Source organism: Blautia obeum ATCC 29174 (assembly GCF_025147765.1).
In the GTDB taxonomy this organism is placed as follows: domain Bacteria; phylum Bacillota; class Clostridia; order Lachnospirales; family Lachnospiraceae; genus Blautia_A; species Blautia_A obeum.
Genome location: NZ_CP102265.1, coordinates 137812 through 151242, shown reverse-complemented (window position 1 = coordinate 151242; position 13431 = coordinate 137812). Strand labels below are relative to the sequence as shown.

16 protein-coding genes and 1 pseudogene are annotated in these 13431 nt (G+C 39.3%); 1 reads left to right on the top strand and 16 read right to left on the bottom strand.

Annotation, left to right across the window (positions count from 1 at the left end; translation table 11 throughout):
* Nucleotides 1–42: 42 nt before the first annotated feature.
* From NQ503_RS00770 to NQ503_RS00695, 16 genes and pseudogenes are all read right to left on the bottom strand, one after another.
* Nucleotides 43–465 (bottom strand): RNA polymerase sigma factor, encoded by a 423-nt coding sequence (locus NQ503_RS00770; protein ID WP_005421633.1) that lies wholly within the window; start codon nt 463–465, stop codon nt 43–45.
* Nucleotides 455–1105 carry a sigma factor-like helix-turn-helix DNA-binding protein gene (locus NQ503_RS00765; protein WP_005421632.1) on the bottom strand — a complete coding sequence of 217 codons (651 nt, stop codon included), beginning with the start codon at nt 1103–1105 and terminating at the stop codon, nt 455–457. Before NQ503_RS00765 ends, NQ503_RS00770 begins: the two co-directional genes overlap by 11 nt.
* 169 nt (nt 1106–1274) lie before the next feature.
* Nucleotides 1275–1424, bottom strand: a complete 150-nt coding sequence (locus NQ503_RS00760; protein ID WP_005421631.1) for a hypothetical protein — start codon at nt 1422–1424, stop codon at nt 1275–1277.
* Nucleotides 1425–1538: 114 nt separating this feature from the next.
* Entirely contained in the window at nt 1539–1895 is a 357-nt protein-coding gene (locus tag NQ503_RS00755; protein ID WP_082246469.1) for a helix-turn-helix domain-containing protein, read from the bottom strand.
* 110 nt (nt 1896–2005) lie between these two features.
* Nucleotides 2006–2344: a DUF6050 family protein gene (locus tag NQ503_RS00750; protein WP_005421628.1), complete on the bottom strand. Its 339-nt coding sequence runs from the start codon at nt 2342–2344 to the stop codon at nt 2006–2008.
* 6 nt (nt 2345–2350) lie between these two features.
* A complete protein-coding gene (locus tag NQ503_RS00745; RefSeq protein ID WP_005421627.1) occupies nt 2351–3526 on the bottom strand; it encodes a DUF6017 domain-containing protein in 1176 nt (391 codons plus the stop codon).
* Nucleotides 3507–4091 (bottom strand): ParB/RepB/Spo0J family partition protein, encoded by a 585-nt coding sequence (locus tag NQ503_RS00740; RefSeq protein ID WP_242650105.1) that lies wholly within the window; start codon nt 4089–4091, stop codon nt 3507–3509. Before NQ503_RS00740 ends, NQ503_RS00745 begins: the two co-directional genes overlap by 20 nt.
* Nucleotides 4092–4172: 81 nt before the next feature.
* The gene (locus tag NQ503_RS00735; RefSeq protein ID WP_044924620.1) at nt 4173–5984 is read right to left on the bottom strand and encodes a reverse transcriptase/maturase family protein; all 1812 of its coding nucleotides are present in this window, start codon (nt 5982–5984) and stop codon (nt 4173–4175) included.
* A gap of 677 nt (nt 5985–6661) precedes the next feature.
* Nucleotides 6662–6970 (bottom strand): annotated as a pseudogene (locus NQ503_RS00730) (ParB N-terminal domain-containing protein); the annotation flags it as partial.
* Nucleotides 6971–7829: 859 nt separating this feature from the next.
* Nucleotides 7830–9230 (bottom strand): tyrosine-type recombinase/integrase, encoded by a 1401-nt coding sequence (locus NQ503_RS00725; protein ID WP_005421624.1) that lies wholly within the window; start codon nt 9228–9230, stop codon nt 7830–7832.
* 1 nt (nt 9231) lies between these two features.
* The gene (locus NQ503_RS00720) at nt 9232–9393 is read right to left on the bottom strand and encodes a helix-turn-helix domain-containing protein (protein ID WP_005421623.1); all 162 of its coding nucleotides are present in this window, start codon (nt 9391–9393) and stop codon (nt 9232–9234) included.
* Between the two features lie 57 nt (nt 9394–9450).
* The gene (locus NQ503_RS00715; RefSeq protein WP_005421621.1) at nt 9451–9957 is read right to left on the bottom strand and encodes a helix-turn-helix domain-containing protein; all 507 of its coding nucleotides are present in this window, start codon (nt 9955–9957) and stop codon (nt 9451–9453) included.
* A 57-nt stretch (nt 9958–10014) separates the two neighbouring features.
* Nucleotides 10015–10203 carry a helix-turn-helix domain-containing protein gene (locus NQ503_RS00710; protein WP_005421619.1) on the bottom strand — a complete coding sequence of 63 codons (189 nt, stop codon included), beginning with the start codon at nt 10201–10203 and terminating at the stop codon, nt 10015–10017.
* Between the two features lie 82 nt (nt 10204–10285).
* Nucleotides 10286–10762 (bottom strand): sigma-70 family RNA polymerase sigma factor, encoded by a 477-nt coding sequence (locus NQ503_RS00705; protein ID WP_055057013.1) that lies wholly within the window; start codon nt 10760–10762, stop codon nt 10286–10288.
* A 485-nt stretch (nt 10763–11247) separates the two neighbouring features.
* The gene (trxB, locus tag NQ503_RS00700; RefSeq protein ID WP_005421617.1) at nt 11248–12171 is read right to left on the bottom strand and encodes a thioredoxin-disulfide reductase; all 924 of its coding nucleotides are present in this window, start codon (nt 12169–12171) and stop codon (nt 11248–11250) included.
* Nucleotides 12172–12186: 15 nt separating this feature from the next.
* Nucleotides 12187–12510: a thioredoxin family protein gene (locus tag NQ503_RS00695; RefSeq protein WP_005421616.1), complete on the bottom strand. Its 324-nt coding sequence runs from the start codon at nt 12508–12510 to the stop codon at nt 12187–12189.
* 166 nt (nt 12511–12676) lie between these two features.
* On the opposite strand from NQ503_RS00695, the gene NQ503_RS00690 reads away from it, so the two are divergent.
* Nucleotides 12677–13360 carry a Crp/Fnr family transcriptional regulator gene (locus NQ503_RS00690; protein ID WP_044924567.1) on the top strand — a complete coding sequence of 228 codons (684 nt, stop codon included), beginning with the start codon at nt 12677–12679 and terminating at the stop codon, nt 13358–13360.
* Nucleotides 13361–13431 lie beyond the last annotated feature (71 nt).

The window sequence follows — 13431 nt, the reverse complement described above, 5'->3', positions numbered from 1 at the left end:
CTGTTTAAAAAATTTTTTAGATATTTTTATTTCAACATTGTTTTATGTGTTTTCCAGTTGTTCTTTTAATTTCTCCAATACTTTCTTCCTCCGGTTTCTGATCGTCTTTGGGCAGCACCCAAAATACTGTGCTGTTTCTTTTACTGTAAATTCTTCAAAAAACAATAGCGTTATCAGTTCCGCATCCTCTTTAGTCAAATATCCCAGAGCTTCTTCCAGTTCCTGTATTTCTGACAATCTGATAATGATTTCTTCCGGTGATAATACCGAAAAAGAACAGTCATAGCCTTTTTCCTGTAATTCCTCCATACTGCATACTCCATGCCTCTGCATTTTTTCAACCTGGTATCGCTCTTTTCTTCCAGCCTGATACCAAGCCAGATATACTGCCCTGGTAACTTCCACAAGCGTATCATTTACACGCAGCATATAGCGTTGTCTTTCTTTTGGCTTTTTACCAGGCATACTTCCAGTCTCCTTTTTTCAATACTCTGGCAGAGTCATCCGAATTATTCCGCATTTTCTGCATTGCCTGTGAAATGCACTTTGATACTGCCGGAACTGTAATACCCAGTTCATGCGAGACTTCTTTTTGTGTCTGCTGCTGAAAATAAATACGCTGGATCATCTGTCTCTGTCGCTCTGTCAACAGATTCATCAACTCCCTGACTGTTTCCTCTGCAATGATTCTTTCAAGCAGACATTGTCCTTTATCTGCCAATTCGCACCATTCTTCGGAAATACAGCTATACGAAATGCAATTATTATGTTCTCGTGTTTCCCTGTTTCTCCACAGCCGGTCTTCGCCTTCTAATATCAGCCTTACATACCAGGGTTGATCATCAAAAAAATTCTCCTCAACAACTGCTATTTTTCTTTCTGCTTCATACACATAATCTCGACAGGTAAATAACGGAAAAACCGTTGCATAGTCCCCCACACAATAGAGAACATATCCGGTCTGATATGCGATAATTTCCGCACAATCCATCAACCTTTGCTTCGCAACTGCTACATCGTTTTCTCTTAAATATTTAGCGGACGGAACCTTTCTTCTTTCTTCCCTGTTACTTACAACTTGTTTCAATTCCTGCAATGTAAGCATAATTACCACCTTTCTGCCTGCTGGCAACAGGTGCCCATCGGCAGAAAGGATAGGATTCTTACTGATCAACTGACAAAAAGGGCAGTAAAAAACAGCTTCCGGTACACCCGTTTTTTTTAACGAGAGCCTGAAACTTCCTTACTGCCCTTTCTAATAGTTACAATATTCTCTACTTTATTTTCCGTCTGATGCCAGGATCAGACTTCTTGGTATTTCTTTCTGCTTTTATGTTCTTTTCATTTTCCATCAAAACAGAATAGTCTCCCATTGCATCATAAGGACACTGCCTCCTATAAAGCAAATTTTCTTCTCTGGTCATCCATCCTATCTCCCTTCTTTATCTCTCTGTTTTCCATTTTAACAACACAGGATTCTATTATCCTTAGCATATATGGGGAGTTTTTTTATTTTACACCCCATATATGGTGAAATTTCACCTGTATTCATTAAAACTGTCTATCAGAGAATCTATGGTCTGCATGATAATTTTCTGCTCTTTCCATTCCATCTTCTGAATACGGTAAAGCACTTCCTGAAATGATTCCTGCTTTTCTGTATCACCTGCCTCTTTCCCCAGCAGGATATTGGCATCTATTTCCAATATCTCAATCATCTTTCTGAAAATCTCAACAGACATTGCAGTTTGCCCGCCTTCAATTCTGCTGACCGTATTGACACTGATACCTGCTTTTTCCGCAAAAGATTCCTGTGACAACTTCATTTCCTGTCTGCGTTTTCTGATCCGTTCTCCCAATTCAATAAGTTCTGTGGAAATTGCACGATTGCTCAATACGGTGTCTCCTTTCCTGCAATTTGTTCCAACTTTACGCCATCGTGTCGCAAAGTTTCCCGAAAAAAAGCAGCTAATTTTTGTCTTAGCTGCTTTTCAAAAAATCTATTTCATTTTATTCTCGGTATTTTATGTATTCCTGTAAGAAGTGTAATCAGAAAAACGCAGAGATAAATGATCGCCTGTCCAATCATTGCCAGAAGAACGATGCTTCCTATTAATCCTCCAATCAGAAGATTCATTGTCCATACTGCCAGCGTTCCTCCGAGGTCAAAACCTCTTGGAACCATCCAGACACACATTTTTCCTATTCCAAACGGTATCCCCATCAGAAGTAACAGCAAGAAATAATTGCACTCTCCATCCTGAATACAAAACGGTCTTAATACTGCAAACAATACCGTAATCACCAGCACTGGGGCTATCACTTTTTTAATCATCTTCTTCATGTTCCTTTATCCTCCATACATATCGTGATTAACTTCTGCCTGATAATAACTGTTTATCGTTGCCGGGGCATTATACAGGGCAGTCAGAAGATAGGCTTTAATATTTCCAACCTTAGTTGTATTTCGGTTCAGGCAGAACAACACATATTCGATATGTGAATAGTTCAGTTTCATAAACCTGCTTTTCACCAAAGCAACTGGTTTTTCTACTCCTGCAATGCGAATCATACTATCCTCCGGCATCATCATAACTTCAATTATCAGTTCTACCAGTTCATCTACATCTTCCTTGGCATGATATTGATAATCTATGTTTTCGTGAATCACTTCACGATATGCTCTCATCTCCTCCATCACATCTTTTTTCTTTGGGAAATTATTTGATGTGATTGGATAAGATTGATTTATCTCAGTTTCACTAATATCAGTCTTGTTAATATCAGTATTATTAGATTGTGATTTCGGGTATTCTGGATTTGTGATTTCCACTATTCCGGAATGATGATTTTCACTATTTTGGAATTGTGATTCTGGAAATTCTGGATTTGTGATTTCCACCATTCTTGAATTGTGATTTTCACTATTCTGGAATTGTGATTCTGCCCAATCCTGAATTGTGGTTTTCACTACTCCTGAATGATGATTTTCATAATTCAGAGAAATGCCTGTTTTCCCCTTGTTTTCTGCTTCTTGTTGCAAATTTGCACATTCCTTATGTCTTTCCTGTTTCGATTGCAAATCTGCAATTTTTTTATGATCTTCCTGCTCAGATTGCAGATCTGCACAATTACCTGTCGGCTTTTGATCTGGAACCTCTCTGATCATAAAATTTTTCACATAAATAACATTCGGTTTTCCCAGTCCCAGACGTTTCTTCTCTATCAATCCAATCCCATTGCTGCTGTCCAGCTCTTTTACCAGTTTCACTGCCTTTTGAGTTCCGCAGTTCATCAGCTCTGCAATTTCTTCCACAGTGAAGATAATGTATACTCTGTCCTCTGAATCCAGCCATCTGTTTTTAATGCTCAGGCTCATACGGTCCAGCATCAGACCGTATAATACCTTTGCTTCACAAGAAAGAGTTTTAAAGCAGGATTCTGTAAACAGCACTTTAGGGACACGATAGAAGCTGTATTGTTCCGCTTCCATCCCTGTAAAATAATCAAACTGTATCTTCTGCATCTGCTACTCCTTTTTTGTTTTCTTTCCATTTATCCAAAAGCATGAAAATGACTTCTTCTATCTGTTCTTTAGAATATGTCTCCGGAAAATAATTGCCGATTTTCTTTGCCGGGATCGTCACATTGATCTTACTGCTTTCCTTTTTTAATAAAACAGCATAGATATAACTCTGGTTTAATTTTCCATTTGCACTGCATTCTTTTAACTGTTCTGCCTGTTGCTTTGTCGGAAAGATACTGCTATTGGCAATCACTTCCAGAAGCCACTCCTGTTCCTCTGGTTTCAGATAAGACAGCTTTTCTCCCACAATCATAGGAATCTTATTATTATCTACATATTCCAACAGAGCATCGGATAATGCTGCCAGACGGATATATCTCTGTACAGTTCTCCCACTGTCCCCGGCAGCTTCCCCTACCATATCTGCTGTATATTTTTCGCCTTTACTTCCCTGATGCTTCATTGCATCATATTTCATCTTATAGGCATGAGCTTTTTCACTTGGCAGTAGATTTTCACGCTGAATATTGTAGGCTAAGACCACAGCGCCTTGCCTTGTCTCCAAGACAGGTTTCCATAGCCTCGCCCCGAAACCGTACGTACATCTCTCGATGTATACGGCTTCCCATTTACCATAGTCTTTCAGTTATTTCGTGATTTTGGCATAGCAGTTCGGACAAACTGCAAGTGTCTTGCGACGCTTAGCCAACATAATAGTATTCCATTCATTGTCTGCTTGGATTGATTTCAATGATCTTACATGGTGCATGCATATATCACCTGTGTTTTCACCACAAAGTTCACATACACCTAGCTTAATCCTTGTCCTCAGATAATTCGGATTATCATATTTGACGTATTGTGGCAATAAGTCAGGCTCGAAACCGCATGCATAACGTTTCTTTTTGAATCCGTCATGATAAAACTCGCAGTATCTCAATCCCTTCTTTGTATTGTATGGAACCATGAATATCCCGTTTTTGCGGTACTTTCTCTGTATCTTATAAACACTCTTTCGATATTTCAGTCCGAAGGTTTTGTACATGCTATATTCCAAGATAAATGCAAAGTTTTTGATGACTGTTGCATTTTCGGCAATGGAATAATAATTGTACATTCCTCTGATTTCCGCATTTACTTGCGACACTATTTCCACGTCTGTCATGTGAACCATATTTCCTCTGTGGTGTGAATCCCATATTTCCTTGCCATTTTTGTCATACCTAATCCTTAGAGCACCATACTCCGTCAATTTACCTTGCCATTTATCTCTTGGGGCGTACAATTTAATTCTGCCCGTATGAGTTTTTCTTAATTGATGCTTTGAGTCATACTTAAGCGCTGAGTTCTTTGCGGTGGTGATATCATATCCAAGAAATCTTGCTTTATCTTGACTATGTGTTATCTTGGTCTTTTCTTCGGACATCTCAAGATGCAGAGTATCCTCGAGAAATACTCTGAATTTTTCCTTGATTTCAGATGCATCCTCGAATGAACCTATGACTCCAATTAGAAAGTCATCCGCATATCTACAATAGACCAGACTTTTGTATTCCTTATTGTTTGCTCTCTTGCTTGGTAAACTGTGCATGTAGTTAATAGCGTCCTTTTGCAGCCGCAGAGCTTCCTTTCTTTGTTGCTCATTCCAATTTTCCCAATTTGCTCGGTTTTTTCTTCTGATGTAGTATAATTTGCTTGCTGCCCTTTGATACTCAAGGTTTTCTTTTGATTTACCTTTATTGAAGCTTTTCTTTAAGTTTTCCGCAAAATCGTCCAGCTTCGACAGATATATATTTGCCAATATTGGACTTACTCCTGAACCCTGAGGAGTTCCTGAGAAAGTGCAGTTATAAGCCCATTGCTCCATGTAGCCTGCCTTCAACATTTTCCAAATGAGAGCCAAGAAATTTTCATCCTCGATTCTCTCCCTCAGAATATTCACTAGCACATGGTGGTCAAAGCTATCAAAACAGGCATGAATATCACCTTCTACAAACCATGTGATTCCGGTGAATTGATTCTGTATTTGCTGTAAAGCCGAGTGACAGCTTCTTTTAGGTCTGAATCCATGAGAGCAGTCTGAGAAATTTGGTTCATATATACTCTCAAGAATCATTTTTACAACCTCTTGTACTAATTTGTCTTCTGTTGATGGAATTCCCAATGGACGCTTCTTTGTGCTGTTTTTCTTTTCAATATACACTCGCCTTGCGGGATTCGGCTGATAGCTGAAACTCCTAATGCTTTCGATGAGAGCACTTATTCGCTTCTCGCTCATACCATCTAGGCTTTTGCCATCCACACCAGATGTCATACTTCCTTGAGATTGGCTTATATTCTTATAAGCTAGAAAATAAAACTCTGGGTTGTATAAATTCCGATATAATCTTTTAAATTTATACTGTTTGTTTATTGCTTGTTCTGAAAGACTTTTCAATACCTTTACTGGTTCTCTCAATGTCTCACACATCCTTCCTCGTTTTAGTATTGAATGATAAACTGCCGTCCTTCGCCATGTGGGCGTTATTATTCGCTTCCGATTTTACGGCTATCCTTGTCAATCCAAGGTCCTCGAACTACTACGACGGCTCCGTTACCATGCTGAATATTCAGAGTCATCTCTCTTGCTTTTTACACTTGAGATTTTTCACCTTTCGGCATTACTCATAGCCACTTGGGCATTTCAGTTTAGGTAATCCCCGTTTAGCTTCATTGTGATAAGTTGTACTATTATCGGTATGGGAGTTTTCGTCATTTTCCATTACTTATGGCTGGCTTACGTTGATTATCCCGCGGATTGCAGACAGCAAAATACTAATCCGCCAACGTACCACCGTAACATCTTCCATTCGGTGTGGAGATGGTTAGCTCCAGCCTCTGACTTTCCTTCAAGCAGTTTAGCCTTCATCCTTATATAGTACCTTTCGCCTCGACACTCAGTCGCAGCTTGGAAGATTCGCTGACTTGTGCCTTTACAAACGTGCTGTTGTCCCCTTCATGTTTCCACTCGAGGTTAGTTGTTGACGATAAGATTGTGTTTTTTGCACTTGATAATTTTTCTTATTACTTTCTCATAGTAAAATCACAATGACCCACGACAATTGGGTGTCCACCCCAACCGCCTTACGGGCGCACTGAATCAACCATAGATACAACCGCTTCATCATCTTTTAATACGCGAATGATCACAGGTACCTTACGATAACCGATCTTTTCAGCTGCAAATTTTCTTCTGTGACCCGATATGATCTCATAAGTTCCATCCTGCCTCGGTCTGACTATCAGAGGATTTAATATTCCATACTTCTTAATGCTCTCCTGTAATTCAATCATCTGACTGTCCGCCTGAACCTTGAATGGATGGTTTACAAATCCCCGAAGTCTTTCCAGCTCAATCTCTACAACTCTTTCATCCTGATCCAGCAATTCCTTCTTTTCTTCCATAGGCAACTTCCTTTCCCTGAACGCACTCGCGATGCTCGCTCGTTGTCGCGGCATTCGTCAAAGTCTCAAGCAAGCTTAGACCTTGACTCATTGCTCACGCAAAAAAGCCCGTCCAGAATAGATTGTTTTTATCTAATCTGAACGGACTCTTCCGACAGGCCTGATATCACAGGCAAGAATATAGTGTTTTATCTCACTGCTTTTCCTAATTTTACACCCCAAAACTCATCCTACACTGTAGTTAATCCCTCTAGGTGACAGACCGGAAAATATGAATCGGTGACAAGCATCCATCCCCGCTGACAAAGTCAGTATTTTCAACCTTGTTTCGCTGACAAATTTGTCACTGAAATTGCAATTCTGCACAAAAAAAGCGGCAATGAAACTATCTTCATTACCGCTAAAAATGAGCGTCTCCTATAGGAATCGAACCTACAATAGAGTCTTAGGAGCAACTTTTATGCAGGTTCAGACTAGTCCAACAGAGACAACCTATTCATTTATAAGTCCAGTAAAAAAGCGCCTTCCCGGACTATTTCTGTTCATATAAGATCATTGAAAATTATTCCGGATTTTTACATTTTCTGAGAAAATGATTGTACGCTTCTAATATAAAGCGCCAACTCCATCTATAATTTTTCAAATCATAAAATCCAACTATCCTGCCCATTTAAAAGCGGGAAATGAAATGTGTGATACACTATTTTCTTTGTCAGATTTCTTCTAAATTATACATCAGATACCGCCATTTACGCAAGATGCTTTGACCACTATTTTACCTCTTTTTTCTCACATGCTCTGATTTGATCTCATAAATAAAACCGGCAGAGATTTTGCTCTCCACCGGTCTGCTTTTATCCTAATTATGTTCCCCTTGCATTGATTTTGCTAATGATGTCAGCAACACAGCCATTTCCGGATTGCTGAGAACTTTTGCAAGTAACTCTGCGTCCACTCCTTCTGGAACTTCCATCATCGTCCTCTTTTCTGTATCATGGATCTGCGGATTCAGATTCTTCCTGTTATAAAAGGAATCTTCCAACAGTGTCGCATTGCGCCGTCTGTCTTCATCTATAATATGCGAATATACTTCTGTAACCATATCTGCCTGTGCATGACCAGAATCTCCCTGTACCGCCTTTATATCACCGCCGTTCAGCTTAAGCTTATAGGTAACACTCATATGCCGGAAACTGTGAAACACAATCTGTGGTAAATCATGTTGTTTGATCAGCTTATTCAGGGAATCTCTGATATACGCACCGCCCCTTGGAAGTCCATATTCAGTAGCAAGGATAAGGCCATAGTCCTGGTATTCTTCCTGCAAAATATCCTTTATCTCCTCCTGCTGTGCTTTCCATGCAATCAGTTCTTCAGCTACGCTCCTGGGTAAAAACACTTTCCGCACGCTGCTTTCTGTTTTTGGTGTTTTCATAATGCGTACCGTCTTATTCGTTTTCCGCTCCTCTGGAAATATGACGATCACATCTTTCTGGTCTAATTCCTCTAACGCTTTTTTGCTGACTCTCTGTACTTCCTTATTTACATAAAGATACGCCCGGTTTTCTTTGATCGCTTCTTCTGATATATCTACGCAGTCCCAGGTAAGCCCCAGTAGTTCTCCTATTCGAAGAGAACCGGCAAAGGCAAGGTTCATACACAATTTCAGGCACTCATTTTCACACACATCCAGAGCATATGCAAAGGTCTCTGCATCCCATATTACCCGTTTCTCTGATTTATGCTTTGGTACCGTCGCTTTAAATGCTGGATTCTTCTCCATGATATCCCACTTCACAGCCTGATTAAAACAACTCTTCAGCAGCTTATGTACATCACGGATTACACTGGTAGATACGAACTCGCTTCTGACATTTCCGTTCAAGTCTGGAACGGATGGCGTCTTTGTCAGAGTCTTATAGTAAATCTCCAGAAATCTGGTATTGATATCCGTCAGTGGAGTTTTCCCAATGATAGGCAATATATAATTCTTCAGCAATGACATATTCCCGTCATAGGTAGACAATGCCCACCTGTCTTTTCCATACAGTTCTACATACTCATTTATCAGATCCTCCAACGTCTTACAGTTCGATACGATAATACCGCCTTTTTTCTCTTTCAGTTCGATTTCTGCTTTTCTTATTTTAGCTTCGTTCTTTGTATCATACGTTTCCCATTTCTGTTTCCGTTTTCCCTCTGTATCTTTACAGTAATATACGACACAATATTTGTTATTTTTCTTCTGTATCGAAGCCATGCTATACCACCCCCTTTTCCTTCCGCTTCAATAACCACTGTTCAAATGCTTCTCTTGGAATACGAATAATCTTTCCTGTTTTTCTGACCGAGATTTTTCCTGTGGTGTACCAATAAGCTATGGTTGCAGGCTCAACTCCTGCCAGTTCTGCCGCTTCCGGCACTGTCAGATACTCCAGACATTTTTTCTCCTGGCTGTGATCTGCTTCTGCAAGGCATCTTCACTTATAATTCTCATATTCCCGTTTTTCTTTCAACTCCAATTCTTCATATTCAAAATTAAACAGCTCATAGGTATCCTGTGCCTGCAAGAATCGCTCAAAGCTCTCCTTTGTCACCCTTCTCCGTCCGGCAATTACAATGACGTCCAGCAATGGGGCATATTTTTTACTGCTCAGGATTCCATATACGGTACTTCTTGGAACGTCAAGCAGCCGGGCCATTTCCGGCATACTGAGACTGGCTGCCTCTGCAACTGCATCTTTCTTACGATCTTCCTGTGTACGGTATCTGGACTGGCTGTGATACCAGTCCTGATTGGCATACCACTTTTCAAAACTGGCAATTTCAACCCTCATCTTTCCAAGCAATGTTTCTGTCCGAAAATAGTTTTTATGAACCAGCCAGTAACGATCTGTCTTCTTTAATCCCAGCATATCCCCCATCTCGTGGACACTCATCCACTTTCGGGGTTTTGCCGGTGATCCAACTCTTTGTATCACTGCCATGTTTCACGCTCCTCCCATTCATTTTTCTTAAATCATATCTCACAATTCGCAAAAAATTTAGGATGTCACAGAAGCATTTCCCTTATCCAACCACTCGTCAAAACTCTTCTTGGAAATGCGGTAGCCACCGCCTTCTAACTGAATCCAGCGGAACTCATTTTGTCTCAACAGCTTATAGACCATTGATCTGCTGACATCCAGCATTTCCTGTAAATCCTTCACCGTATAACATCTTTTTTCTGCCATATTTTCACTCTCTTTCTATCTGTTTTGATTTTATTTCTAAATACAAAAATCGTGAAAAAGTTAAGAGTGCCGTTCTCACTCTTTAACCTATTTCATACATTTTCCGCATTTTCTTTAAGATTGCACTGACCTTCTGAGACATACGGACCTTTGAAATTTCCAGTTTTTTCGCCAGTTCTACCTGCTTCATGCCATCAAAGTAGATGGACTTGATAATAAACTGTTCATGTTCTGACAGCTTTGCGATATTCTGATGCAATTCTGCAGATTCAGCCTGCAGAATTACCAGATCTTCTACGCTCCGCTGGCACTCATCCGGTAAATCCTGCACTCCAATTCCATCTGTATTCTCACTGAAAACACAATCCAACAGCTCCGTCCACTTTGTTTTTCTTGTCATGGTTTCCGGATCTTCTGGCTGCCACTTTTTACTTCTGTAAACTTCATTACGGTAAGCGGAAAGCATTGCCTTGGCTACCTCTCTGGTTATTTCATAAAATTTCCCATCAACTTTTGCATAAAATTTGTCATTGAATTTATATGGATGCTCTACATACATCGTCCGTTCCTCCTGAATTTGAAATCTGTTTCGTGTTCCAAATTCAAGAGCGGAGGGGACCGGCTCCTTCTGATGCCTCTGATCATGCGTACTGATTTCCTTTCAGGCCACCAGATCAGGCAGACCTGTGGCTTATTGGCCGGAAATCAAAATTTCAGGGCAACAAAAAAAGCCCCTCCGGGGTGCTAACCCGAAAGAGCTTTTCTAATAATCATATGAAGTTTTCCTGCTGTTCTTTTATTTCCAGCATAATCAGTATAACAGTTCAAAGTATCAGGGGTATCTCAAATACCTGCCGTAAAGTATCACTGATTCCTATAAAAGTATCATCATTTGATACTTTTTAAATTGACATAAAAATACACCGGAATCATTGTATCAGGATAAAGTTCACAAAGTATCCGCAATACATTCCCATAAGTTCATGTCATTATTGAAATCGTACATATTTCAGTATGAAAAGTTCACCATTCAAATTCTGATTATTATTTCTCCACATACTCTTCTGCCATATGTACTGCCATAGCACCATCTGCCACTGCTGTTACTATCTGACGAAGTAACTTTGTTCTGACATCTCCTACAGCATAAACACCCGGAATACTCGTTTCAGTGTTTTCACCTGCCACAATATATCCTTTATTATCCAGTTCTATCTGATTATCTAAAAAATCTGTTGTCGGTTTTCTTCCTATACTCACAAACAGGCCGTCACATTCTATAATGTTTTCTTCTCCTGTAACTGTATCTTTCAACCGCACACCAGTCAATCGTTCTCCATAAATCAGTTCATTTACTGTATTGTTCCATCGAAACTCTATATTTTCAGTTTTCATCAGCTGGTCATGGTAGATTTTCGTTGCACGTAATGTATCTCTTCGATGAACAATGATGACTTTCTTAGCAATTCGACTTAAAAGAACAGCATCTGATACAGCAGAATTTCCACCACCAACAACCACCACGATCTTATCTTTATAAAACATACCATCACAGGAAGCACAATAAGCAACCCCATGACCTATCAATTCTTTTTCTTTAGCGAGACCAAGTTCTCTTGGATTTGCTCCAGTAGCAATCACTACTGTTTTCCCAATATAAATTCCCGAACTAGTTTCTACTCTCTTAAGCTTTCCTGTTAAATCCATATTAAAAACTTCAGCATATTCACTTTTAGCGCCAAATTTTTCCGCCTGTTTTTGCATTTTCTCTGCCAATGAAAATCCGTCAATTCCATTTTCAAAACCAGGATAGTTATCAATCTGCCAGGTCAATGACATCTGACCACCTGCAGATAATTTTTCTAAAACAATGGTATCAAATCCTGCTCTGGCTGCGTATAATGCTGAAGTATACCCTCCAGGTCCTCCCCCCACGATAATCATATCGTAAACATGATTTTCATTCATACAGCAGTCCTCCTTTTATTTTTCCAATGCTTCATTAATAAAATTCTCTATCATTATTTTTGATTCAGGTGCAACAATAGAATCTATTGCCTTTCCATTTCGATATAAAACCAGCGTAGGAATCACCTCAATCTTTTCAGCTTCTGCAATCTGTGGTTCTTCATCAATATTCACTTTTCCAGCAATAAGAATATCGCTGTATTCTTCACTTATTTTTTCATAAGCCGCTCCAATTCTACGGCAATAACCACACCAAGGTGCCCAGAAATCAACCAAAACCGTTTTTTCCTTATGAATTAATTGTCCAAACTTTTCTTTATTTATATTTATAGATGTCATATTTTTCAACTCCTTCTCCTATTTGAACTTAATATACCCCAAATAAGTGCTTGCTTCCGTGATGATATCACAGAAAAGATAATTTACTTTATTACACTTCTTTTTATTTCTATTTATGGCATATGCCAGTTATATAATTGACGCGTCTAAAAAAAGCAAGTATACTATGTTCGTAAAGGAGATAACGGTTATGAACTTCGAAAATTGTTTTCCACTATGGAATGACTTAAATACAGCACAGAAAAAAATAATTTCAGACAATTTAATCACACAGTATGTAAAAAAAGGGACAATCATTCACAATGGAAACCTGGATTGTACTGGATTATTACTGGTTAAATCCGGGCAGCTTCGAACTTACATACTTTCAGATGAAGGACGGGAGATTACACTTTACCGTCTGTTCGATATGGATATGTGTCTTTTATCCGCCTCATGTATCATGCGGTCTATTCAATTTGAAGTAACCATTGAAGCAGAAAAAGATACGGATCTTTGGATCATCCCTGCTGAAATCTATAAGGGCATCATGAAAGAATCTGCTCCTGTCGCAAATTATACCAATGAGTTAATGGCTACCCGTTTTTCTGATGTCATGTGGCTGATTGAACAGATTATGTGGAAGAGTTTGGATAAGCGTGTTGCTTCATTTCTTTTAGAAGAAACATCCATTGAAGGAACAAATGAACTGAAAATCACTCACGAAACTATCGCAAACCATCTTGGTTCCCACAGGGAAGTTATCACTCGAATGCTTCGATACTTTCAAGGCGAGGGTCTCGTCAAACTCTCCCGTGGCAAAATCACAATCCTTGATCCAAAAAGACTGGAAACACTCCAAAGGTCATAAAATTGTTTTTCTGTAACATATAAAGAAGAATCCTCCATTTATCAGAATTATGAAAGTCATTCTAATAAATG